21 protein-coding genes are annotated in these 21,861 nt (G+C 58.0%); 11 read left to right on the top strand and 10 right to left on the bottom strand.

Features of this window, described 5'->3' with window-relative positions:
* Positions 1-72 precede the first annotated feature (72 nt).
* The 3 genes from QF010_RS10315 to QF010_RS10305 all read left to right on the top strand — a co-directional run bounded on the left by QF010_RS10315 (position 73) and on the right by QF010_RS10305 (position 3,750).
* Positions 73-1,689 (top strand): arylsulfatase, encoded by a 1,617-nt coding sequence (locus tag QF010_RS10315; RefSeq protein ID WP_429533066.1) that lies wholly within the window; start codon positions 73-75, stop codon positions 1,687-1,689.
* Positions 1,690-1,758: 69 nt separating this feature from the next.
* Positions 1,759-3,027 carry an OmpP1/FadL family transporter gene (locus tag QF010_RS10310; protein ID WP_429533065.1) on the top strand — a complete coding sequence of 423 codons (1,269 nt, stop codon included), beginning with the start codon at positions 1,759-1,761 and terminating at the stop codon, positions 3,025-3,027.
* Positions 3,028-3,075: 48 nt separating this feature from the next.
* A complete protein-coding gene (locus QF010_RS10305; protein WP_429533064.1) occupies positions 3,076-3,750 on the top strand; it encodes a DUF3313 domain-containing protein in 675 nt (224 codons plus the stop codon).
* A gap of 124 nt (positions 3,751-3,874) precedes the next feature.
* Here the strand turns inward: QF010_RS10305 and ligD are convergent, their stop codons facing one another.
* The 3 genes from ligD to QF010_RS10290 are packed head-to-tail and all read right to left on the bottom strand — an operon-like array spanning position 3,875 to position 8,851.
* A complete protein-coding gene (gene ligD, locus QF010_RS10300) occupies positions 3,875-6,466 on the bottom strand; it encodes a DNA ligase D (RefSeq protein ID WP_429533063.1) in 2,592 nt (863 codons plus the stop codon).
* Positions 6,463-7,455 (bottom strand): methyltransferase, encoded by a 993-nt coding sequence (locus QF010_RS10295; protein ID WP_033058750.1) that lies wholly within the window; start codon positions 7,453-7,455, stop codon positions 6,463-6,465. Before QF010_RS10295 ends, ligD begins: the two co-directional genes overlap by 4 nt.
* Before the next feature lie 10 nt (positions 7,456-7,465).
* Positions 7,466-8,851 (bottom strand): iron-containing redox enzyme family protein, encoded by a 1,386-nt coding sequence (locus tag QF010_RS10290; protein WP_429533062.1) that lies wholly within the window; start codon positions 8,849-8,851, stop codon positions 7,466-7,468.
* A 194-nt stretch (positions 8,852-9,045) separates the two neighbouring features.
* Between QF010_RS10290 and QF010_RS10285 the strand changes: the two genes are divergently transcribed.
* Complete coding sequence (locus QF010_RS10285) at positions 9,046-9,489, top strand: cupin domain-containing protein (RefSeq protein WP_429533061.1); 444 nt, start codon at positions 9,046-9,048, stop codon at positions 9,487-9,489.
* Between the two features lie 67 nt (positions 9,490-9,556).
* On the opposite strand, the gene QF010_RS10280 is transcribed toward QF010_RS10285, so the two are convergent.
* Positions 9,557-10,000 (bottom strand): hypothetical protein, encoded by a 444-nt coding sequence (locus QF010_RS10280; RefSeq protein ID WP_429533060.1) that lies wholly within the window; start codon positions 9,998-10,000, stop codon positions 9,557-9,559.
* 227 nt (positions 10,001-10,227) lie between these two features.
* Positions 10,228-10,953: a tellurite resistance TerB family protein gene (locus tag QF010_RS10275; RefSeq protein ID WP_429510358.1), complete on the bottom strand. Its 726-nt coding sequence runs from the start codon at positions 10,951-10,953 to the stop codon at positions 10,228-10,230.
* Between the two features lie 171 nt (positions 10,954-11,124).
* On the opposite strand from QF010_RS10275, the gene QF010_RS10270 reads away from it, so the two are divergent.
* The 3 genes from QF010_RS10270 to QF010_RS10260 all read left to right on the top strand — a co-directional run bounded on the left by QF010_RS10270 (position 11,125) and on the right by QF010_RS10260 (position 12,975).
* Positions 11,125-11,550 carry a GNAT family N-acetyltransferase gene (locus QF010_RS10270; protein ID WP_033058741.1) on the top strand — a complete coding sequence of 142 codons (426 nt, stop codon included), beginning with the start codon at positions 11,125-11,127 and terminating at the stop codon, positions 11,548-11,550.
* A 248-nt stretch (positions 11,551-11,798) separates the two neighbouring features.
* Positions 11,799-12,515 (top strand): phosphatidylcholine synthase, encoded by a 717-nt coding sequence (gene pcsA, locus QF010_RS10265; protein WP_033058739.1) that lies wholly within the window; start codon positions 11,799-11,801, stop codon positions 12,513-12,515.
* A 73-nt stretch (positions 12,516-12,588) separates the two neighbouring features.
* The gene (locus tag QF010_RS10260; protein ID WP_033058737.1) at positions 12,589-12,975 is read left to right on the top strand and encodes a DUF488 domain-containing protein; all 387 of its coding nucleotides are present in this window, start codon (positions 12,589-12,591) and stop codon (positions 12,973-12,975) included.
* A gap of 37 nt (positions 12,976-13,012) precedes the next feature.
* Here QF010_RS10260 and QF010_RS10255 read toward each other — a convergent pair whose 3' ends face one another.
* Positions 13,013-13,480 (bottom strand): Lrp/AsnC family transcriptional regulator, encoded by a 468-nt coding sequence (locus tag QF010_RS10255; protein WP_429510360.1) that lies wholly within the window; start codon positions 13,478-13,480, stop codon positions 13,013-13,015.
* A gap of 139 nt (positions 13,481-13,619) precedes the next feature.
* On the opposite strand from QF010_RS10255, the gene QF010_RS10250 reads away from it, so the two are divergent.
* Both QF010_RS10250 and QF010_RS10245 read left to right on the top strand, forming a co-directional pair.
* Entirely contained in the window at positions 13,620-14,831 is a 1,212-nt protein-coding gene (locus QF010_RS10250; protein ID WP_429533059.1) for a diaminopropionate ammonia-lyase, read from the top strand.
* A 68-nt stretch (positions 14,832-14,899) separates the two neighbouring features.
* The gene (locus tag QF010_RS10245; protein WP_429533058.1) at positions 14,900-15,667 is read left to right on the top strand and encodes a metallophosphoesterase; all 768 of its coding nucleotides are present in this window, start codon (positions 14,900-14,902) and stop codon (positions 15,665-15,667) included.
* On the opposite strand, the gene QF010_RS10240 is transcribed toward QF010_RS10245, so the two are convergent.
* Positions 15,641-16,516 carry an alpha/beta fold hydrolase gene (locus tag QF010_RS10240; RefSeq protein ID WP_429510363.1) on the bottom strand — a complete coding sequence of 292 codons (876 nt, stop codon included), beginning with the start codon at positions 16,514-16,516 and terminating at the stop codon, positions 15,641-15,643. The two genes, QF010_RS10245 and QF010_RS10240, sit on opposite strands and share 27 nt — an antisense overlap.
* Before the next feature lie 639 nt (positions 16,517-17,155).
* Between QF010_RS10240 and QF010_RS10235 the strand changes: the two genes are divergently transcribed.
* Positions 17,156-17,596 (top strand): hypothetical protein, encoded by a 441-nt coding sequence (locus QF010_RS10235; protein ID WP_197281754.1) that lies wholly within the window; start codon positions 17,156-17,158, stop codon positions 17,594-17,596.
* Positions 17,597-17,645: 49 nt separating this feature from the next.
* On the opposite strand, the gene QF010_RS10230 is transcribed toward QF010_RS10235, so the two are convergent.
* From QF010_RS10230 to QF010_RS10220, 3 genes are all read right to left on the bottom strand, one after another.
* Complete coding sequence (locus QF010_RS10230; RefSeq protein WP_033058730.1) at positions 17,646-18,659, bottom strand: GlxA family transcriptional regulator; 1,014 nt, start codon at positions 18,657-18,659, stop codon at positions 17,646-17,648.
* A 157-nt stretch (positions 18,660-18,816) separates the two neighbouring features.
* Entirely contained in the window at positions 18,817-19,608 is a 792-nt protein-coding gene (gene map / locus QF010_RS10225; RefSeq protein ID WP_033058728.1) for a type I methionyl aminopeptidase, read from the bottom strand.
* The gene (locus QF010_RS10220) at positions 19,605-19,871 is read right to left on the bottom strand and encodes a ParD-like family protein (protein ID WP_033058726.1); all 267 of its coding nucleotides are present in this window, start codon (positions 19,869-19,871) and stop codon (positions 19,605-19,607) included. The genes map and QF010_RS10220 overlap by 4 nt, the downstream gene beginning before the upstream one ends.
* Positions 19,872-20,180: 309 nt before the next feature.
* On the opposite strand from QF010_RS10220, the gene QF010_RS10215 reads away from it, so the two are divergent.
* Complete coding sequence (locus tag QF010_RS10215) at positions 20,181-21,860, top strand: thiamine pyrophosphate-binding protein (protein ID WP_033058724.1); 1,680 nt, start codon at positions 20,181-20,183, stop codon at positions 21,858-21,860.
* Position 21,861: the final 1 nt, after the last annotated feature.

Genomic DNA, 21,861 nt, shown 5'->3' with positions numbered 1-21,861 from the left:
GGGGGATCCAAAATTTCCTGGGCGGTCGGGGGCTCGTCTCAGAGTACCAACGCAAGTGCGAAGGAGCTCGATATGAACCGGACAAAGCTATCCTCGGTGCTCGCCGTCCCCTTGTTTCTATCTGCAATGGTTCTCCCCGGCATCACTCAAGCGGCCGACAAAACAGTCCCCAACATTGTTGTCATCATGGGTGACGATATTGGCTGGTCCAATATCGGTGTCTACAACCAGGGCATGATGGCCGGTCGAACACCCAACCTCGACCAGCTCGCGGCTGAAGGCATGCGTTTCACCGACTACTACGCCGAGGCCAGTTGCACTGCCGGGCGGGCCAACTTCATTACCGGTGAACTGCCGATCCGTACCGGGATGACCACTGTCGGGCAGGCCGGCTCCCCCGTTGGTATTCCCGCCGAAGCGGTCACCATCGCCACCACCCTCAAGTCCATGGGCTACGCCACCGGCCAGTTCGGCAAGAACCACCTGGGCGACTTGAACGAATTCCTGCCGACCGTGCATGGTTTCGACGAGTTCTTCGGTTACCTCTACCACCTCGACGCCATGGAAGACCCGGCACACCCCAATTATCCGCAAGATCTTCTGCCCACCGTCGGCCCGCGGAACATGGTTCACAGCTGGGCCACCACGACTGACGATACGACCGTGATGCCGCGCTGGGGCAAGGTCGGCAAACAGAAAATCGAAGACGCCGGCACGCTGTATCCCGAACGGATGAAAACCATCGACGAAGAGATTCGTGACAAGGCATTCGCCTTTGTGGACAAGGCCAAGCAGGACAATAGACCATTCTTCCTCTGGCTCAACCCCACCCGCATGCACATCGTCACGCACCTCTCCGACAAATATGAGGCCATGCGCAATGCGCAAAATGGCTGGTCAGAACAGGAAGCAGGCATGGCACAGCTCGACGATATCGTCGGCGACCTGATGGCCAAGCTGAAAAAAGACGGCATGGATGACAACACCATCGTGATTTTCACCACCGACAACGGCGCGGAAAACTTCACCTGGCCGGATGGCGGCACCACCCCGTTTGCCATGGGCAAGGGCACAGTGATGGAAGGCGGTTTCCGCGTACCGGCGATCATTCGCTGGCCGGGCAAAGTACCGGTCAATACGGTGGCAAACGGCATCATGTCCGGTATGGACTGGTTCCCGACCCTGGTCGCGGCAGCCGGCAATCCGAACATCACTGCCGAACTGCTCAAGGGCAAACAATTGGGCGATACCACGTACAAGGTGCATCTGGACGGCTACGACCAGACGCCGATGATCACCGGCAAAGGTCCGTCGAACCGGCATGAAATCTTCTACTTTGGCGAGAGTTCGCTCGGTGCGGTACGGATCGATGACTACAAATACCGTTTCATTGAACAACCAGGTGGCTGGATGGGCGCCAAATTGGCGGTCGATGTACCGATCCTGACCAACCTTCGTCTCGACCCCTTCGAGCGTATGGGCTGGCCGGAAAACCAGGCCGCGCAGGGATCCCAACAGTACTTTGACTGGTTCAAATTCCAGTTCTGGCGCTTCGTGTTCGTTCAGCAACAGGTCGCCAAACTGGCCGAAACCGCGATTGAGTTCCCGCCAATGCAAAAAGGCGCGAGCTTCAACCTCGATTCCGTCAAAGCCAAGATCGCAGCTGCTCGGGCGGAAATGGCCAAGTAAACAGTCGAGTCGACGGGTGGCCAACGCTGGCCACCCGCGTTCGGGAAGGACATTTGCTGAGGTAACCCAATGCAGATAAAAACATCCACCCTGCCCGCCTTCACCTTGCTTGCGTTGTGCTGTCAGCAAGCGTATGCCGGCGGCATCATGCTCTACGAAATCGGCACTGATAACGCCGGCCTGGCCAACGCCGGTGCCGCCGCCCGGGCTCAGGGCCCTTCGACCATCGCCAGTAACCCGGCGGGCATGAGTTATCTGCCCGGCACACAGATCACCGGTGGTTTACAGATTCTCTACGGCGACCTGACCTTCAATCGCGACTCAAACACCAATGGCACCGGTACTGGCAGTGGCAACGCCCTCGACCCGATTCCCGGTGGCAGCTTCTTCGTCAGCCATCAATTCGACGACCACTGGAGCATTGGCTTCGGCCAGTACGCTGACTTCGGGTTGGCAGAGAATTACGACAACGACTGGTCCGGGCGCTACTTCGCACAAAACGCCAGCCTCGGCGGTTTATCTTTTGTACCCAGCGTGGCTTATCGCTTTAACGAGCAATGGTCGGTGGGCGTTGGCGTGAAAGCCATGTACGGCATGTTGCAATCCGACACCGCGATTGACCGCTCGCCGTTCGGCTTCACCGAGCGCAGCGACGGCCAATTCAAATACAAGGACAACGATTGGGGTTTCGGCGCGAATGTGGGTGTGATCTATGCCCCGCAACCCGGCACCCGCATCGGCCTTGCCTACACCAGCAAGGTCGATCTGGAGTTCGAGGACGGGCTGGACGTCAAGGGCGACGGCCCCGCTCTGGATCGCCTGGATGGCCTGAACACCCAACTCGACATGACCGTGCCGCAAACGGCAACGCTGAGTCTGTTCCAGCAACTCGACCCGCAATGGGCCCTGCTGGCCTCGGTCAACTGGCAGGACTGGTCAGAGTTTGGCGATATCGCGGTGCAAGTTGACACCACCGCGTTTGGCGCTCAATCGAGGACGGTCGACGCCCATTTCAAAGACACCTGGCAACTGGCGCTCGGCGCGCAATATCAGGCCACGCCGCAACTGCTGTGGAACGTTGGTGTGGCGTATGACAGCAGCGCCGTTTCGGACGGAAACCGAACTTTTACCGTGCCCATGGGCGAATCCTGGCGCATTGCGGCCGGAGCCACCTATGCTCTGAACAAGGTCACGGACATTAATGTCAGTTGGGCCATGGTCTGGCTAGGCGATATGCCGGTGGACCAGACCAAATCCACGTCGGGTATTCGCACCTCCGGCGAGTTCGACAATGCCTGGATTCAGGCCTTGACCGGCAACATGACCTGGCGCTTCTGATGCCCTTTACTGAAATAAAACGATTTCATCCATGGAGCACACACCACTATGAACCTGTCCCGAAAACTGTTTATTGGCGCTGCGCTGGCCAGCCTGCTGCTCAGCGGTTGCACCTCGAAAGTCACCGAGCGTGAGCAGTATTCCGGCTTCCTGTCCAACTACAACAACCTGCAAGAAGTGACCACCCCCAGCGGCGGAACAGCGATGCGTTGGGTGAGCCCGTCATGGAACCCGAATGCGTATGACACGGTGGCTTTCAACAAACTGGAGCTCTACCCGGCGCCCAAGCCCAATGAGCGGGTGAACCAACAGACGCTCAGCGACATTCAGAACTACATGACCAGCAAAGCCAAAAGTACGCTGGGGCAGAAATACCGCGTGGTCACCAACGCAAGCTCGGCCCCCAAAGGCTCAAAACTCCTGGTCATGCGCGCGGCCATCACCGGGGTGAGTGCCGAAAACGCAGGCATGAAGTGGTATGAAGTGGTTCCGGTCGCCGCCGTGGTCGGGGCGACACAGGCAGCGACCGGTCACCGGGACCAGGACACTACCCTGTTCATCGAAGCCGAGTTCATCGACGCGAAAACCAATCAGACGGTGGCCAAAGTGGTGCGCAAGGTGTTCGGCACCCAGCTTTCGAACGAGAGCCAGAAGGTTACCGCCAAAGATTTCAAAGCGGCGATCGATAAACTGACCACCGATATGCAGGCGTTCATCAAGTAATCCCCCCTCCCTGTAGGAGCTGCCGCAGGCTGCGATCTTTTGATCTTGATGTTGTCGGTGTAACAACCGTCGCCAAGATCGCAGGCTTCGCCAGCTCCTACACCGAGCGTGTTCACCCCAACCGCTATTTTTTCATCCCAACCCGCCGCCGCATCTCGGCGGTGATCGACTGGCGGGTTTTCTTCAGCTCCTTCCAAGGCTCGTCACCGACCTCAGCCAGGCGTTCATGCACAGTGCGCACGTTCCACTGGTTGCCCCCCTTGAGCTCGCCCACTTCTTCGCGAAAGATCGGCACCGACACCGGCAGCCCTTCACGGGTGCGCACGGCGTAGGCGCAGATGGTCGTGGCGCCAAGGCCGTTGCGCAGGTAATCGATGAAGATCCGTCCGACCCGGTTCTTCGGTCCCGATACAGCGGAAAAACGCTCGGGCAGCAACTTGGCCATGTGGCTGACGATCGCGTGGCTGAAGTCTTTCACCTCATCCCAGCCCAGCTTGCGGGTCAGTGGCACCACCAGGTGAATCCCTTTGCCGCCGCTGGTCTTGAGGAACGCCTTGAGCCCCAGTTCATCGAGTACCGAGAGGGTCAGCTGAGTCGCCTCGACCATGCTTTTCCAGGGCAGTGCCGGGTCCGGGTCGAGGTCGAGGACGAAGCGGTCGGGTTTGTCGAGGTTGTCCGAGGTGGCGTTCCAGGTGTGCAACTCGACCGTGCTCATCTGCACGGCGCCGACCAGGGCTTCGGCGTTATTGATGATCATCACCGGTTGGCCGGTGAGTGCCTTGTCCAGGGTGGTGATTCCCGGAATGGCCAGGCGCTCGGCGTTCTTCTGGAAAAACAGTTCGCCGTTGATGCCGTCCGGAGCGCGCACCAGCGCCACGGGCCGGTCCTTGAGCTCGGGCAAAATCCATTCGGCGACGCTGGCGTAATACTCCGCCAGTTGCACTTTGGTGGTGCCGCTGCTGGCGTCGATGACCCGGTCCGGGTGAGTGATGCGGACCTTGCCCTCGCCCAGGCCGATTTGTGAGGGCGCGGGCGCGGCGTTCTTTTTGGCCGGGGTGGAAGGTTTTTCGGCAGTGGTTTTTTTCGCGGCTGAAGTCTTCACGGCTTTCGGACGCTCCTCGGTAATGTCGTCGGCAGGTTTGTCGTCACGCAGGCCATGGAACACTGCATGACGGACTGAACCTTCTTTGGTCATTTCGGCAAAAGCGACCTCAGCCAGCAACGTAGGCTTGAGCCAGTGCACACCCTTGGCGTCAAAACCGCTCGGCGGGTTGACCACCGAAATCTTTTTGCTTTGCAGCGGTTTCAGTTGCTCGTAGATGCGCTTGAGCGTCGTCTCGTTGAACCCGGTGCCGACCTTGCCCGCGTATCGCAACTCACCGCTGTCGCGGTCATGCAACCCCAGCAGCAGCGCACCGAAGGCATTGCGCGAGCCTTTCGGGTCAGTGAAACCGACGACCACAAATTCCTGCCGATGCTTGCACTTGAGCTTGATCCAGTCGCTGCTGCGCCGCGACACGTAAGGCGAACCCAGACGCTTGCCGATCAGCCCTTCCATCTGCATTTGGCAGGCGCTGTTGAGCAGCGCTTCCGGTTCTTCACTAAAGGCATCGGAGAAGCGCAGCAGTGGGTCTTTGTTGGGGTTGAGCACGGTCGACAGCGCAACCCTTCGCTCCTCGACCGGCACCTCGCGCAGGTCCACGCCGTTGAGGTAAGGCATGTCGAACAGGTAGTAAAGGATGTTACCGCTGCGGCCCGAGTCGAAGGCGTTTTGCAAGGCCTGGAAGTCCGGCACACCCTGCTCGTCGGCAACCACCATTTCCCCGTCGAGCCAGGCCGATTCGAAACCCAGTGCCGCTAACGCCTCGGCTTGTCTGGGCAGTTTGTGGGTCCAGTCGTGGCCGTTGCGGGTGAACAGTTTGACTTCGTCGTGGTCGATGCGCGCCATGATCCGATAGCCATCGAACTTGATCTCATAGCTCCACTCGCCGCCTGGGGCCTTTTCGACCAGCGTCGCCAGTTCCGGTTTGAGCAGCTCCGGCAATTTGGCTTTGCGGGCGCCCGTCAATGACGCCGACTTTTCCTTGCGCGTCGGGGCGGCGGCTTTTTTGACGGGTTTGGGCTTGGCAGCGGTCTTCGGCTTTTTGGCCGCGATGGTCCGGTCACTGAGCACGCTGTCGGGCTCGGCGGCGACCACGTCATAATCGCTTTCGGGTTTGGCCGCGCTGTCCTGATGCTTGATCAGAAACCATTGCTCTTGCTTGCCCGGCATGTGCGTGCGCACCAGGTTCCACAGGCCGCCGAGCTTCTCGCCTTTCAGCTCGAACTTGAGCTTGCCCTTGGCGTACGCCTTGGCCGGATCGTCCTGAGGAATCCACACCCCACGGTCCCAGACAATCACGTCGCCGGCACCGTAATGCCCTTCGGGAATGCTGCCCTCGAAGGTGGCGTAATCAATCGGATGGTCTTCGACGTGCACCGCCAGGCGCTTGACCTTGGGGTCGAGTGACGGGCCTTTGGGCACCGCCCAGCTTTTCAGTGCGCCATCGAGCTCCAGGCGAAAGTCGTAATGCAGACGCGAAGCGTCGTGCTTCTGGATGCAGAACTGCAAGGCATGGTCTTTCGCTTTTTTTTTGCCCGAACGTTTACCGGCGGCCGGTTCAGAGGTCGCCGAGAAATCGCGCATGCGATTGTAATCGTCCAGGCTCCTGGTCATGGCGCACCGGTTGATGTAACGGTGCCCCCGATGCCTGGGCCGATACGCGTGACAGTCAGGGCGACGACGGCAATCCGTTCCACCCGCTGATAGCCAGGGGTCAACAGTTCTTCACCAAACACATCGGGGTCGAGTTCGCGGTAAGTCCAGCCTAACATCGGCGATTCCAGATACGGAGTCACCGCATCCAGGAACGGGTCGAGACCATCGATCATCGCCACGCCGGTATACAGCACCAGGGAGCCACCGGGGGCCAACCGATGCAGGGCTTGCTCGACAATGCGCAACGACAATTGCGCGCCCAGCGCCCCACCGCCATGCCGGTAAGCACGCTCGGCCGGGTCGGCCATGTAGGGCGGATTGGCGACGATCAAGTCGAAGTGGCCGTCGACGTCTTGCAGCACATCGCTGGCCTCGATGCTGACGTTGGCCACCTCGGCGAGCGCGACGTTGACCGCCGTCATGCGTAACGCTAAAGGGTTGATGTCGACGGCCAGCACTTCGGCCTCACGACGTGCGCGGGCAATCACAATCGCTCCAACGCCAGCGCCGCAACCAATGTCCACGGCGCGCCTGATCGGCGCGAAGCTCTGTTGCAGATGCGCGTGAATCAGTTGTGCAAAACGATAAGTGTCGGGGCCGAAGAACACCGCGTCAGCGGCATCAGTGGGGTAACCCGAATGCACGAACAACAGGTCATCGAGGCTTGACCAGCGCACATGACTTTTCAGTCGACCATTGCATTCCTCGAGGACGCCGGCCTGTTGCAACTGCCGCTGTTCATCCACCGACAACAGTCCGGGCTCAAACGGCCGCGACCAGCCAAATACTTCGCGCAGGGTCCGGGCGTTTTGCCCGAAGACGCGATCATTGACCCGCTGATGGGTCAGCGGCGAGGGTGTGATGAAACGGTAACCGTCGGCCTGCAAGCGGCGCCCCAGTTGCAACAAGGCCAGATCGGCGGCGCTGAGTTGTTCTTCCTGATTCATGACGGGCTCCCTATCGAAAACCGGATTTGAGTTCGATGAACCGTCGCGTGGCCATCAGGCCTGCGGGGTGGGCGTGCCGATGGGCGGACAACCACGGAATCAAGACCTGCATTTGCTCGTCGGCGGCAAGCCCTTTAAGTGTAGCGTGCAGGCTTTGGATATCCGGGTCATTGACGGGCACTAGTGGTTCGGTCGCGGCACTGCTACCGCGTCGAACCGCTGCCGGCGCTCGCTCAGGTCGCCAGTCCCCGGCAATCCAGTCGTGCAGCAGTTGTTTTTCATAGGGGCTGAACACCCCGAACATGGCCGCGCCGTCACCCTCGACCAATTGCCAGAAACGGCTGGCTTGCGGGTCCTGGTGACGCTTGATCCAGCCCTTGTTTTCCATGGCGGTGAGGATGCCAGGCAACTGCTCCGGCGATGACAGCCATTGATTGACGGTCTTGCCTTCAAACCGGCAATAGTCGGAATGCATGTGCTGACCAAACGGGCGCTTGCGTTCAAGCATGTTCAGCAACTCGCCGTACAGGTCGAACGACTCGATGATCGCGCGACTGCCCTGCCCCAGATCGTTGAGCCGATAACCCAACGCCACCCTGCGCAGAAAGTCTTCACGGTCACCTTCCACCGGCAACAATTGCAGCACCGCTTGCACAGCCTTTTGCGCGTGGCCGGTGCTGGCATTGTCGATGGTCACATGCAGGGTGAAGTAATACGGATCAATGCCCAGCTCACTGAGTTCATAGGCGCTGATCAGCAAATGCAGCGGCAGTTGTTCATAACCGAGGTTGTAGCCGATCACTTCCGGCAAAAAATCGTCGCTGCAATAACCCAGCGCCAATTGCACCGCGCCTTGCAGGTAACGCTCATCCGGGATGAACGTGTTGTCCAGCAGGCCATGTTCGGCCAGCAGCTTGCGGTAAATCACCACATGATTTTGCGCCGGGTTGCCGTCGCCCAGCTCTTCCAGATAGGTGCAAATCAGGCCTTCGAAACGCGGGTCATGCCAGTGCCGCAGCAGACCATACAGCCACGCGCCGTCCACCAGTTTGGTCGGGGCAACGGCTTGCAGGAAATACAACGCGTGCGCCTTGTTGGTGAAGAACTGCCGCGGCCCGCCGTCCTTGCGCTGTTGCAGGTAATCGGCGTATTGGCGAGCCACATCGGCACAGTGCTGTTCGACAAAGGTTTGCAGTGCCGACAGGTCTCGCGGCATGTCCTCGGGCAGGTCCGTTGCCTGCGCAAGTTGAGCCTCGATAAAGGTTTTACCGAGCGCGAGCTGGTGTTCGATATCGTCGCTCAGCAATAACTGTTCGTAGATCGTTTTCAGGCTGCCGGCGGTCAGGATCGTGCGTTCGTGAGCGGGCTGGGCTTCAAGTCGTGTCAGGGCAGTCATGGGGTCGTCTCTCGGTCTGAGGCCAGTGGCAGGACGCTGAATCAGCACGTCTCTACATCAGCAGAGCGACACCCCCGGAAGAAAATTCCATCGGCGTTAAAATCGCCCGGACAGACGGGCAAGTGGCGCGGCACCCGGCGCCAGACCAAGTGAATATACTCAGCGAGTGTGGACTCACCCTTCGGAGAGCAATCATGCGAACGGTTCATGTCATCGAGCCCGAAAAAAAACCCGACCCGGTCAATGTCGTGGGTGAGGCCATCACCATTCTCGCGGGCGGCGATCTGAGCAAGCCTTTTGAAATGCATATCCAGGAAGGCGTCCAAGGCGGCGGGCCTCCTCCGCACTTTCACCCTTGGGACGAAGCGTTCTACGTGATTGACGGGCAGGTGGAAGTGACGGTTGCGGGCAAGGCCACCACCGTTTTCCCCGGCGGGTATGTGCATATTCCCGGTGGGACTATTCATGCTTACAAGAACGTCAGCCCGACGGCGAAGATGATCGGCGTGGTGTCTGATCCGCGTGGTGGTCAGTTCTTTGCCGCGGTGGACCAGCTCAAAGTGCCGCAGGATTTGCCGCGGATACTGGCAATCGCCGAGAGCTTCGGCGTTACGTTTCTGGTGCCGAAAAAAGCCTGAAACCCGGCAGAGGCCAGCACCCTCGTTTCCAGACTCCGCGTAGAAACGAGGGCAAGATCGACTGTTTTCAGCTCAGATTCCCGCAGAAAGCATTCTGATTTCCATCAGCCGGATTTTCACGCACAACCAATGCGTAGCCACCCGTTCGAAGCGTATCGACGGCTACAGGTGCGCTTTTATAGAAATACTGGAGCGATGACGGCGAATAGAACCTCGCATTAGGGCCGTCGTTAAGGTCAAAGGCTGGTTTCGAACCCAGGCTCGCACAACTTCCCGGATAGATGTAGGCCTCCAAACGGCCTGGTAATGTGCTGCCCATGGTTTTGCCCTTGACGGCAAACCAGAACATGGTCCCACTGCCATTGGGCATCATGGTCGTCTGGGCGATACTCCCGGCATTTGTGGAAGTAGCGTTCAAGGGAACGTTGATGACTTGAGGGTCAGGTACTGAGGAGCACCCAAGGATCCACCCGACCGCAACCACTAACGTCAGCGAAGATACGATTTTCATCGTGAAACTCCCGCTTGGAAAGGACGCGTTGAAGTAATCCCCCGAGAAATTTTAGCCGACAGGGAAAAACCGGGGATTTTTCCGATGGTCGGTTGCAGTGGTCGATCACGTTGAGCAGATAGAAAAGCGACCTTCACAGGCTAATGCCGATCAGTTAAGCAATTTCAGCTGCTACGGATTGTGTCGTTCCTTAACTAATTGGCATTAGCCTTCTTAGGCCGTTTTCATCAAGCCACGCCACCTTTGGCCTGCTGCTCCAGATGCACTTGCAGGTCCGGATCGATGTTCAGCGCCGCAGCCAGTTCATCCAGATAGCTACGTTCGGCGTCCTGCTGATCGTCCACCAGCATCACACTGGCCAGGTACATCTCCGCCGCCATGCCGGAGTCGGTGGCCGACTGCGCCACATCGGCGGCGTCCAGCGGTCGCGCGACTTCGTCATCCAGCCATTGCTGGAGCTCTGGGTCATCCGTGTGGCGGCCAATTTCGGTGCTGATCATCTGCTTCTCGGCGTCATCAATCCGGCCATCGGCCTTCGCCGCCGCAATCAATGCACGAAGAATCGCATGGCTGTGGTCCTCGACTTCAGGGCCGGACAACAGGTCGACAGTGCGCGGTGCCTGTTGCGGCGCCGAGGCCTGGCTGCGTTGCCAGGCTTGATAGGCCTGGAATGCCATCATTCCGAGCGAAGCCAGCGCCGCGTAGTTGGCGCCGCCACCCGAGCGGGTCTGGGTCGAACCGCCCATGGTTGAGCCACCGCCCAGCAGACCACCGAGCAAACCACCCAGGCCACCGCCCCCGGCGCTTGACCCGGCACCACCGCCCAACAGGCCGCCGAGCAATCCACCGAGACCGCCGAGACCACCTTGGGCCGACGCGCCACCGCCACCCTGTTGCGACATTGAGCCTTGGCCGGCCCTTAGTAATTGTTCGAGCAGATCGCTGGTGTTCATGACGATGTCCTCATCGGTTGGAGTGATCCAGTCAGGCAACAATAGTCCTCGCCGACAAATGCGCCACCACCGTTTGGCTGACGTAAAACCCTTATTGCGCTTGACCCCGATGACCATCGGCTGCGAGTGTTCTACCCTCGCCAACCCGATGCCCAGAGGATCTACGAACACATGGACCGCCACCTGATTGTCGTCAGCGACGTCATCGAACCTGAAGTCGAGCACGTACTCAGCGCCGGGCTGAGTGCCTTCAATGATCAGATGACTGGCATCAACGACCGTCAGTCGCTTGCGGTCACGGTCCGCGATCCGGATACCCATCAGGTGTTGGGCGGTATTACCGGCCGTACGTCGCTCGGTCTGCTGTTCCTCGATTTGTTCTACCTGCCCGAGTCACTGCGTGGCTCCGGGCTCGGGTCTCGACTGCTCAACGCGTACGAGGACGAAGGCCGTCGTCGCGGTTGCCGCTCGGCGGTGCTCTATACCCTCAGTTTCCAGGCCCCGCAGTTCTATGAAAAGCACGGCTGGCAGCGCTTTGGCGAAGTGCCCTGCGACCCGCCAGGCACGAGTCGGGTGTTCATGAGCAAGACGCTGTGAATGAGCCTGTCTGCACAAGGTCAAACCGCCGATCACTGCGCTTGAGTAAAACGTATCGCCCAGCGCCGATGCTTCATTTAATACCGGCGGATTTATCCGGGGTATTTTTTTGCCACCCAGCTAAGATTTACAGATGGTGAACCTTATCCCCGGATACCCGGTCGATACATGCAACCTGACTTGGTTTGCCGACACCCCCCATTGAAGGGGTGATAACAGGCTTGCTTCACTTTCTGGAGAACGCCCCCGTGATATCGACCCTACACATCGCCAGGCTCAAAGCTTGGGGCGCCCATGGTTTTACCGCCACTGGCGTGGTCACTGCCTTCCTCGCGACCCTCGCCCTGCTGGAAAATCAGGCCACAAACTGCCTGCTGTGGCTGGGCGTAGCCTTGATCGTCGATGGGCTGGATGGCGCGTTGGCACGCAAGGTCAATGTCCAGTCGGTACTGCCAAGTTTCGATGGCTCGATCCTCGATCTGGTCATCGACTACCTGACGTACGTGTTTATCCCCGCGCTGTTCATTTATCGTTACATCCCCTTGCCGGACTACACGCTGCTGCTGTCCGTGTCGCTGATTCTGGTCTCGTCGCTGTTTTGCTTCTGCAACGTCAACATGAAGAGCAAGGACAACTACTTCCAGGGCTTCCCCGCCGCCTGGAACGTGGTAGCCCTGTGCCTGTACATCATCGCCCCGTCGCCGTGGATCACTTTTCTCACCATCATCGGCCTGGCGCTGTTGACCGTGACCCGGATGAAGTTCCTCCACCCGTTCCGCGTGCGCAAGTTCATGCCGATCAACATCGCCGTAACGGCCATCTGGCTGCTGTGCAGCTTGTCGCTGGTGGTCAACCATCCGGTGATCAACCCGATGGTGATGGGGCTTTGGCTGCTGATGTCGGCTTACTTCCTGGGGATCTGCATCTGGCGCACGGCACTGGAGTGGTTCGAAAACTCGCGGTAATAAAGGACTCCAGAGCGTGGCCGATTTCTCCCGCACACGGCAGAAATCGGCCATAAGAGGGAACACATCGACCATGCCCATCCATATCGTGCGCCTCGGTTCACCGCGCGTAGCCAATGAAGGCCTGCGCCTGGGCACGGTACGTCGCCCGCCGCGTGGCGTGCCGAAAGCCGAGTTTGCCAGTCGGGATTTTTATGACGTGTGGCAGCCGCTGCTGTCTCCCAGTGCAGAACTGGTCGCAGAAGCCAAAGCGGCAGAAGACGCCAAGGCGTGGGAAGCCTTCAAGCGCAAGTTCAAGACTGAAATGAACCATCCGGCGCCCAGTCAATTGCTCGATTTGCTGGCGGCGTTGTCCCACCAAACGTCACTGGCCATTGGCTGTTACTGCGAAGATGAAGCGCATTGCCATCGGTCGGTATTGCGGGAGTTGTTAGAGGCGCGAGGTGCGCAGCTCAAATAGTCGCAGGCGCAGGCTACAGCGACATTGACTGCTCAGCTCAAACTACCTCCACCGGCACCTGCAATCCGACCTTTACGTTGCTCATGGAAACCAGCGTCTTGAAGCGCTTCACATTGTTGTTCTCGAAAAACAACTCACGCGTCAGCTCCGTGTACTGCTCCATGTTGCGCACCGCCAGCACCAGTACAAAGTCCCACTCCCCGGCCACGTAGTAACACTGCTGCACCTGTGGGCAGTTGGCGAAGCTGCGCTTCATGGCATCCAGCAAATCCAGGCGCTCACTCTCCACTTCGACTTGGGCGACGATGGTCAGCGGGTAGCCGAGTTTTTCTTGATCCACCACCGCCACAGTGCCTTTGATGAAGCCGTCCTGAGTCAGGCGTTTAAGGCGGCGGTTAACGGCGGCCGAGGACAAATTGACCCGCGCGCCCAGTTCGCTTTGGGACAGGCCGGCGTCTTGCTGGACTTCGGCAATCAGCTTCAGGTCGAAGGCATCGAGACTCATGGTGAAGGGGCTCGCAATAAAATTGATGTAAAACGCATGAATAGGTAATGAAAGTGCGGCGACGGTGCCGATTTCAAGAAAAGAGTGTGACAGCAGCGAGATATTATTTCACTCCACTGCCCACCATCAGGAACCGACGATGCTGATCGCCAACCCCAACGCCAGCCGTAATACCTATCCCGATGACCTCAAGGCCATCCTGAACATTCAGACAGCCGCCGAAAGCCGCACCTGGCTGGCGAACTGGAACGCACTCAATCGCGCCAGCACACCCTTGTTCGGCCTGCCAGACCTGGCTGCCAATCTTGGTATCGCCGGGCTCCTGATCAAGGATGAGTCGAGCCGTTCGCCGCTGGGGAGTTTCAAAGCGCTGGGCGCACCGATTGCCCTGGTGCGGTTAATCCTGAGGCTGTTCCCCGAACACCCTTTCGAACCCCGGGGCCTGCTGATGGGCGACTACTGCGACGCCTTGAAGGACTTTACGGTGATCAGCGCCACCGACGGCAACCACGGCCGTGCCCTCGCCGCGGCGGCACAAAGCGTCGGTTGCCGTTGCGTCATTGTGCTGCACGCCAATGTCAGCATCGAACGGGAACAGGCCATCGCCGCCTATGGTGCACAGATCGTGCGAGTCCCCGGCAACTACGATGAATCGGTTGAAGAAGCCGCCGCGCTGGCCGTCGAGCACAACTGGCAGGTGGTGTCTGACACCTCCTACGAGGGCTACGAAGACATTCCCCGGGATGTGATGCAAGGCTACGGCACTATTGCAGCGGAAATCGTTGAGCAGGCCAGTGGCCAAGCCTTCACTCACGTATTCCTTCAGGGCGGCGTAGGTGGTCTGGCGGCTGGAATCGCCAGTTACTTCTGGGAGCTTTATGGCACAGCACGACCGGCGATGATCGTCGTCGAACCGCAACAGGCCGACTGCCTGTTCCAAAGCGCCCTCGCCGGCCATGCGGCGAAAACCCAAGGCTCGGTGGATTCCGTGATGGCCGGGCTGGCTTGCGGTGAAACCTCGCCCCTGGCCTGGAAGTTCCTGCAGACCAGCATCGACCATTTCATGACGATTGAAGATGAGGATGCCATCAACGCCATGCGCAGACTGGCGCGAGGCAGTGATCGGGACGTTCCGCTGGTGGCCGGTGAGTCGGCAGTGGCCGGGCTCGCGGGGTTGATCCAGTTGCTCAAGTCGCCCCACCTGGCCGCTGAAGTGGAGATTGATGAGTCTTCACGGGTTCTGCTCATCAGCACCGAAGGCGCCACTGCGCCAGCCGTTTACAGCGAACTGGTGGGAGAGACGGCTCAATCGGTTCTGCAACGACAGCAACTTTGGCTGCAACGAAAATAAGGTGTGGCAGGAGGTTATCAACTTGTCAGTAGAATGGGCTGCGATTCAAAACAGGTAGGAGTTGATCGATGCGCATCGCCTTGCTGTCAGACATCCATTTGTCCGTCAACGCGTTACCTTTTCCCGATGTAGATGCCGACATTGTCGTCCTCGCGGGAGACATCTCCCGACCGGCTGCGGCCATTGAGTGGGCCAAATCGTGCCCGGTTCCGATAGTGTACGTGGCAGGGAATCACGAGTTTTATGGCAGCGACTTGATCTCTACCTACGAGCACTTGAACAGGTTGTCGCAAGGTACACAGATCCACGTATTGGAACGCTCGGAGTATGTCCACAACGGCGTGCGGTTTTTGGGTTGCACGCTGTGGTCTGACTATCGACTTTTCGATTCTGCGGAGCATCGGGCACAGGGTGTTGATCTGGCTACGAAGCTCATGCGGGACTTCACCCACATAAAAATCTCGCCAGATTTTCCAGACCTGTTCAGCCCGGCCATTTCCCAACTGATTTTTTTACAGACAGTCGCCTGGCTGGAAGACTGCTTCACCCGCGACAGCACCACGCCCACGGTGGTGGTTTCGCATTTTGCACCGACACGGTTGAGCATAAGCCCGCTGTTTGAGAGTTCGCCGATTAACGCGAGTTTTGTTTCAGACCTCGAAGACCGGATCAAGGTCTGGCACCCGGCACTTTGGCTGCATGGCCATACCCATGGGAGCTTTGACTACCAGGTGGGCAACACTCGCGTCATTTGCAACCCCCGGGGCTACGCCAAAAATGGCATTAATGAAAACCCGGAATTTAATCGCTCATACGTGATTGACCTGGATCTCTGAGGCAACGCGACCCTGCCTCCTGGAAGCCGGGTCCAGAAAACCGAGCAAAGCCTGCCGGGTCTCTTGCCAGGCCGCTGTATGTTCCATATCGAGGAAGTGCCCGGCGTTCTTGATGGTATGGAACCGGGACTGAGCCGCATGATCGGCGAACAGCCGGGCGTCTTCGACCGAGGTGTACTCATCCCATTCGCCGTTGACAAACAGCAGCGGTATTTCGATGGCAGCGGCACAGGCGACATAACAATGGGTGTCTTGGGTCAACACCTCATTGACGTGGAAATGCATCTGTCTGTACTCGTGCTCGTCCAGGCTTCTGACATGGCGGTCATTAAAGCGTTTGAACAGCGATGGCAGGTGCTTGCCGATTGTGCTGTTGATCAAGCGACCGACATTGAGGCGGTCGCAAGCCTGGAGGTGGTTCAGGCCGCTCTCCAGGTAATCGCGCATCGGTGTATTGATACGCGCTGCGAATGAATTGATCACCGCCTTCTCGATTCTCCGCGGCCGCTGAGCCAGCGCCAGCAAGGTGGCCGCACCGCCCCAGGAAAAGGACAGCACGTGGTGCGCACCAAAGTGTTCGATCAAATCCAGCAGTATCGCGGCCTCGTCTTCCTTTCTGATCGGTTGGCCGTGGAGGTTGTGTTCCTTCGACTGACCGGCGTAGGGCTGGTCGTAGAGAACCACATTGAATCGCGGCTGCAGGTAACGCACCGTTTGGGCAAAAGATGCGGTCGTTGCCAGTGAGCCGTTGACCAGAATGATGGTCTTGTCAGCGGCAGTGTTGAGATAGTGCTCGGTATAAACCTTGTACTTCCCGCAGATCTCGACGATGGCAGTTTTCGGCATCATGACATTTACTTCCTTGAACCCATTGGACTAAGCGCACAGCGTTTGGGATGCCCACAGGGCCCTGTCGCAGACAGCAGAACACGTGGACCTGACAGTGAAGTGCCAGGCCAATACATTAATAACTAATAACTCAGGGTGATTTTCAAACGTCAACGCATAGGCCTCCTCGGGCTTAATCTGGAAACACGGACAAGCGACAACAGCGCGAGGGTGCTCGGATGGTTACCGTGACCAATGAGTCACTGACTGACCATATGTTCAGAGTTAAGCAGGGATTTCCTCGTCTGCAAGAAGGCAGACGAGTTATTGCGTCGAAGACGGCGTGATGGTCGAACGATGTCACCCCAGACGAGGCGACGCGCGAAAGCTCCCGGGTGACGCCCCCAGGCATCGGTCTCGTCGAAATACTTGGCTATTGGCTCAGGCCTTGCTTTGGCCTCATTGCGATGCCTGACAGGGCTTGGCAGGCGAGCGCTGGTGCTGAGGCAGACCGCTCCACTTTCAGGAATACCCCCAAGGTTGGGGACTTTGGCCCGCCAGAGCTGGCGGGATTATTGATTGCCAAGCGTCATTAAAGGCAGGCTCACCAAGCTCCGCGCGCAACTATAAAAATAAATAATCAACAAGGGGAACCCTACCTTGAAAATTTCAACAATCTGCGTCGCGGGCACCCTTTTGGTTTCAGTCGCGGCTTCTGCTACAGGGGTTATTCCCGTCCTCGACCTGGACTTCACACGGTCGGCTGCTGAAACGCTGAAAAAACGGGGCATTGACGATGCTTGTATTATTGCCGCATCAAACCCGAAAACGTTCACCTATTGCCGAGAAGGATCGCCAACGCTCTGGAAGTATCAGGCTTTGGATCTGGAACAACAGGCGACGATCCTGAATCGCGAAAAGCGGCACCTGACAGACTACGGGCAAATCACCGTCGTGGAAGACGATAGCGCAGCCTGCCAACAAGATAACCCTGTGCCATTGATTAAACCGGCGATGACTCGTGGGCTGGGCCTCGGCCTGATCACCCTGCTTCTGTTGATGGGTTTGCGATACACCTACCGGGCAAGCCGTCGTCCGTAACCAAAACGTCTGTGCAAACCACGAGTCAGCACAGACTCAAAAAACAGTGTTATTTGACCAGTCGCGTTTCCTTGGAAGGCCTGTATCCGAAGTACGAGCTATAGCACTTGCTGAAATGGCTGGGCGATACAAAGCCACACGCAACCAACACGTCCACCTGGGACAGCTCCGTGTGCTGGAGCAACCGACGCGCCTCGGTAATCCGCAATTCCATGTAATATCGTTGCGGTGTTGTGCCCAGTTGCTCTTTGAACAAGCGCTCGAGTTGTCGACGCGAACGGCCTGCGTAAACCGCCAACTGCTCCAACTCCAGAGGCTCTTCGAGGTTGGCATCCATCAGCTTCACCACCTCGCGTAATGGCGCGCTCACACAGATATTTTCAGTCGGTTTTATGCGCCGATAACGCGACTCCTCGAAAGCCAGGATGTCCTCGATACCCTCGACAAGTGCTTTGTCGTGCAGTCCTTTGATCCAGTCCAGCGCCATGTGGAATGCCCCCGAGGGACTGGAAGCCGTGAGCCGGTCTCGATCAATGACGTAGGGCTCGCTGGTGACATGCGTCGCCTTGGAGATTTCCGCGAGCGCGGGACGATGCTCGGGGTGAATCGCGCAACGATACCCGTCAAGCAAGCCTGCCCTTCCCAGGAACCATGCGCCATTCCACAACCCGGCCAGAATGACACCCTGGTCTGATGCAGTCCTCAATAGCGAGATGAGTTCATCCGTCGCTTTGAGTTCTGTCCTGTAGCCGCCGCAAATGACCAGAAGGTCCAGGTCCTGGATCACTGAACAATCAAAACGGGTATCCGGGCGAATGACCAGTCCCAGATCGCTGATGACCTCCTCATCGGTCAAGCCGAACGTTCGGGAAGAGAACAACCCGGGTCGCAGAAGATTCGCGGTGACAATCGTATCCAGTGCTTGCGTGAATGCGGGCAGCGAGAAATGCTCAAGCAACAGAAATCCTGCCCGAACCATTTGAGTTTTCTCGTTGGGGTTCTCATTCAGATAGCGAAGATTTTTCCCCTTCATGCCTCCGCTAAATTGGCGTCGTTCGATCAATGTTCGGCCTACTCGGTGACGTAACCCAACCTGTCGTTGGGTGCGTTGATAAACCTCAATGCTAACTGTAGAAGTTTCAAAACCACTAGCGCCATTTTACGATTGATCAGGCCAGCTGAAAGCCGTGACGTAGCGTTGTATCACTCGCAAGCTGCGCCTAAACGATGGCGGGATACCCATCGACACTGTCGGGCCAACGGGTCAGAACCTCGAAGCCGCCGTCAGTGACCGCGACCATATGCTCCCACTGAGCCGAAAGTGAGTGGTCCTTGGTGACCACGGTCCAGCCATCAGCCAGCGTTTTCACATGGCGTTTGCCAGCGTTCAACATGGGTTCAATGGTGAAGATCATGCCGGTTTTCAGTGTCAGGCCCTGGCCTGGGTAGCCGTAGTGAAGGACTTGCGGCTCATCGTGATAAATCTTGCCGATACCGTGACCGCAGTATTCGCGCACGACGCTGAATCCGTCTCTTTCGGCCACCTTCTGAATGGCATGGCCAATGTCACCCAGGGTAGCGCCGGGGCGGACGACGCGAATACCGGCGCACATCGCTTCATAGGTCGTCTCTGCCAGGCGTCGGGCATCCGGGCCGGGCTCACCCACGAAGTACATGCGGCTGGTGTCGCCGTACCAACCCTCCTTGATAACGGCAATGTCGATATTCACGATATCGCCATCCTTTAGTGGCGTGGCCGAAGGAATGCCATGGCAGACCACCTGGTTGACCGATGCACACACGGTTTTCGGGAAGCCGTGATAGCCGACATTCCCCGGAATGGCTTTCTGCACGTTGACGATGTAATCGTGACAGAGCCGATCCAGTTCGTCGGTGGTGACCCCCGCTTTGACATGCGGAGCAATCATGGCCAGGACCTCGGCGGCCAGCGTGCCCGCAGCACGAGACATGGCTATTTCTGCCGGGGTATTGAGCCTGACATTGGCCTTCATTGCTTGACTCCTGATGCTGCATCAACCTGGGTGCTTTGCGAAAAATCGGCGAGTGCGCACAGCTGTTTTACATCGAGGCCGCCAGCCAGTTCGGCACGAATCAGCAAGCGGCAGAGGTCACTGTGGTCCAGGTTTGGATATAACTCCGCAAGCATCCCGATGCGCATCCAGTGCTCGGCTTGTGCGTTGATCGAGCGACTCAACGCATCGCTGGCGACGCGCAGATTCTCGTGCATGGCTTCTGAGATTTTTACGATACCCACTGCTCAATCCAATATGAAATGTATATGGATCGTATATTAATCGGTAGTCGTATGAAATTGCAATTTCACGATGTGTAGCCACACCTGAAGCGCACGCCAGCATAAAAAGTCGCTGGGCGACTTGAAGTCCGACTTCAATAGCTGAGGGAATGAAGTGCTGAGCAATCATCGTTTGTACCCCTACCCGATGATGCTCAGAATTCGTGGCGCAAACGTTAGCCGTTGTTCTTCCAATTGATCGAGTCAGTACCTGTCAGAAAGTGAGCGATTCACCCTTTCACACCGCACCATTCGACTCAGGAGATAACAATGAATAAAACCATTTCTCGTCGTAGCGGAGGTCAGATATTGGTGGATGCCTTACGCATCCATGGCGTCAAACGAGCTTTTTGTGTTCCTGGAGAAAGCTACCTCGCGGTTCTCGATGCATTGCATGACGTGCAAGAAGAAATCGATCTGGTGGTGTGCCGCCAGGAAGGTGGGGCAGCCTACATGGCAGAAGCCTACGGCAAGCTCACCGGAGAGCCAGGCATTTGCTTCGTGACCCGAGGCCCGGGTGCAACGAACGCCTCGGTTGGCGTGCACACAGCGTTTCAGGATTCATCGCCGATGATTCTGTTCATTGGCCAGGTCGCTCGCGATCAGCAGTATCGCGAAGCCTTTCAGGAAGTTGATTTCCGCCAGATGTTTGGCCCCTTGGCGAAATGGGTCGTGCAAATAGACGACACCCGCAGAATTCCCGAACTGATCAGCCAGGCGTTCCACCGGGCAGTCAATGGCAGGCCTGGGCCTGTAGTGGTCGCACTGCCGGAAGACATGCTGACCGAAATGGCGGAAGTCAGTGATGCCGGGGCGTTCAAACGCGTATTGATGACCCCGGCAGCCGAGCAAATGGCCGCCATGCAGCAACTGCTTGAGCGATCAGAGCGGCCACTGATGGTGCTGGGTGGCAGCGGTTGGGATACCGAGTCGGTACACGACATCCGGCTTTTTGCTGAACAGCAAAATATCCCGGTTGCCGCCTCTTTTCGCTGCCAGGACCTGTTCGACAATCGACACCCGAACTATGTCGGCGATCTTGGTTTCGCCGCGTCAGCGCAACTGTCCTCGGCGGTAAAAAACGCCGACCTGCTGTTGGTCGTGGGTTCCAGAATGGGTGAAGTTTCAACGGGCGGGTATGCGGCCCTGGACATCCCGGTGCCGAAGCAAACCTTGATCCATGTTCACCAAGGCATCGAGGAACTGGGACGGGTTTACCAACCTGCGTTAGCGATCAACAGCAGCATGTCGACCTTTGCCAAATCAGCCGCAACGCTTCCAGCGGTGACCAGCCAGGTAAAGAGCGAATGGACGCGCACCCTCAACAACAACTACCGCGACAATCTGCAACACTCGCCCTCCCCTGGCGATGTGCAAATGGCCGAAATCATTGAGTGGTTGAATCGCAGACTTCCAGACGACGCGATCCTGACCAATGGCGCCGGAAACTATGCCGTCTGGCTTCAACGCTTCTATCAGTTCCGCCAGTACCGTACTCAGTTAGGCCCTACCAATGGCTCCATGGGCTACGGCGTTCCTGCGGCGGTGGCCGCCAAACTGACGTGCCCGGACCGAGTGGTGGTTTCGTTTTCCGGGGATGGCTGCTTCTTGATGAACGGCCAGGAGATAGCGACTGCTGCGCAATATGGGGCCCATGTGATTTTCGTGGTGATCAACAACGGAATGTACGGAACCATCAGAATGCATCAGGAACGCAATTACCCTGGACGCGTGTCAGGCACTGAATTGCACAACCCGGATTTCGCCGCACTCGCCCAAGCCTATGGACTGCATGGCGAGGTGGTCACCGCCACGTCGCAATTTGCGCCAGCGTTTGAACGCTGCCTCGAAATGTCCCGGCCATCCTTGATTGAGGTCAGAGTCGACCCTGAAGCATTGACCCCTCGACTCAGCCTGACTCAGATCAGAGAGCAATCAAGCAAGAAGTAAC

The sequence above is a fragment of the Pseudomonas silensiensis genome, from assembly GCF_050434865.1.
Lineage (GTDB): Bacteria > Pseudomonadota > Gammaproteobacteria > Pseudomonadales > Pseudomonadaceae > Aquipseudomonas > Aquipseudomonas fluorescens_W.
Note: the sequence above shows the minus strand (reverse complement) of the source record. Positions and strands in the feature narration are given on the sequence as shown.

What these genes read in the sequence shown, in the direction of transcription:
- QF010_RS10315 (WP_429533066.1), top strand. Translation starts at nt 73, where the DNA reads ATGAACCGGACAAAGCTATCCTCGGTGCTCGCCGTCCCCTTGTTTCTA.
- QF010_RS10310 (WP_429533065.1), top strand. Translation starts at nt 1,759, where the DNA reads ATGCAGATAAAAACATCCACCCTGCCCGCCTTCACCTTGCTTGCGTTG.
- QF010_RS10305 (WP_429533064.1), top strand. Translation starts at nt 3,076, where the DNA reads ATGAACCTGTCCCGAAAACTGTTTATTGGCGCTGCGCTGGCCAGCCTG.
- ligD (WP_429533063.1), bottom strand. Translation starts at nt 6,466, where the DNA reads ATGACCAGGAGCCTGGACGATTACAATCGCATGCGCGATTTCTCGGCG.
- QF010_RS10295 (WP_033058750.1), bottom strand. Translation starts at nt 7,455, where the DNA reads ATGAATCAGGAAGAACAACTCAGCGCCGCCGATCTGGCCTTGTTGCAA.
- QF010_RS10290 (WP_429533062.1), bottom strand. Translation starts at nt 8,851, where the DNA reads ATGACTGCCCTGACACGACTTGAAGCCCAGCCCGCTCACGAACGCACG.
- QF010_RS10285 (WP_429533061.1), top strand. Translation starts at nt 9,046, where the DNA reads ATGCGAACGGTTCATGTCATCGAGCCCGAAAAAAAACCCGACCCGGTC.
- QF010_RS10280 (WP_429533060.1), bottom strand. Translation starts at nt 10,000, where the DNA reads ATGAAAATCGTATCTTCGCTGACGTTAGTGGTTGCGGTCGGGTGGATC.
- QF010_RS10275 (WP_429510358.1), bottom strand. Translation starts at nt 10,953, where the DNA reads ATGAACACCAGCGATCTGCTCGAACAATTACTAAGGGCCGGCCAAGGC.
- QF010_RS10270 (WP_033058741.1), top strand. Translation starts at nt 11,125, where the DNA reads ATGGACCGCCACCTGATTGTCGTCAGCGACGTCATCGAACCTGAAGTC.
- QF010_RS10260 (WP_033058737.1), top strand. Translation starts at nt 12,589, where the DNA reads ATGCCCATCCATATCGTGCGCCTCGGTTCACCGCGCGTAGCCAATGAA.
- QF010_RS10255 (WP_429510360.1), bottom strand. Translation starts at nt 13,480, where the DNA reads ATGAGTCTCGATGCCTTCGACCTGAAGCTGATTGCCGAAGTCCAGCAA.
- QF010_RS10250 (WP_429533059.1), top strand. Translation starts at nt 13,620, where the DNA reads ATGCTGATCGCCAACCCCAACGCCAGCCGTAATACCTATCCCGATGAC.
- QF010_RS10245 (WP_429533058.1), top strand. Translation starts at nt 14,900, where the DNA reads ATGCGCATCGCCTTGCTGTCAGACATCCATTTGTCCGTCAACGCGTTA.
- QF010_RS10240 (WP_429510363.1), bottom strand. Translation starts at nt 16,516, where the DNA reads ATGATGCCGAAAACTGCCATCGTCGAGATCTGCGGGAAGTACAAGGTT.
- map (WP_033058728.1), bottom strand. Translation starts at nt 19,608, where the DNA reads ATGAAGGCCAATGTCAGGCTCAATACCCCGGCAGAAATAGCCATGTCT.
- QF010_RS10215 (WP_033058724.1), top strand. Translation starts at nt 20,181, where the DNA reads ATGAATAAAACCATTTCTCGTCGTAGCGGAGGTCAGATATTGGTGGAT.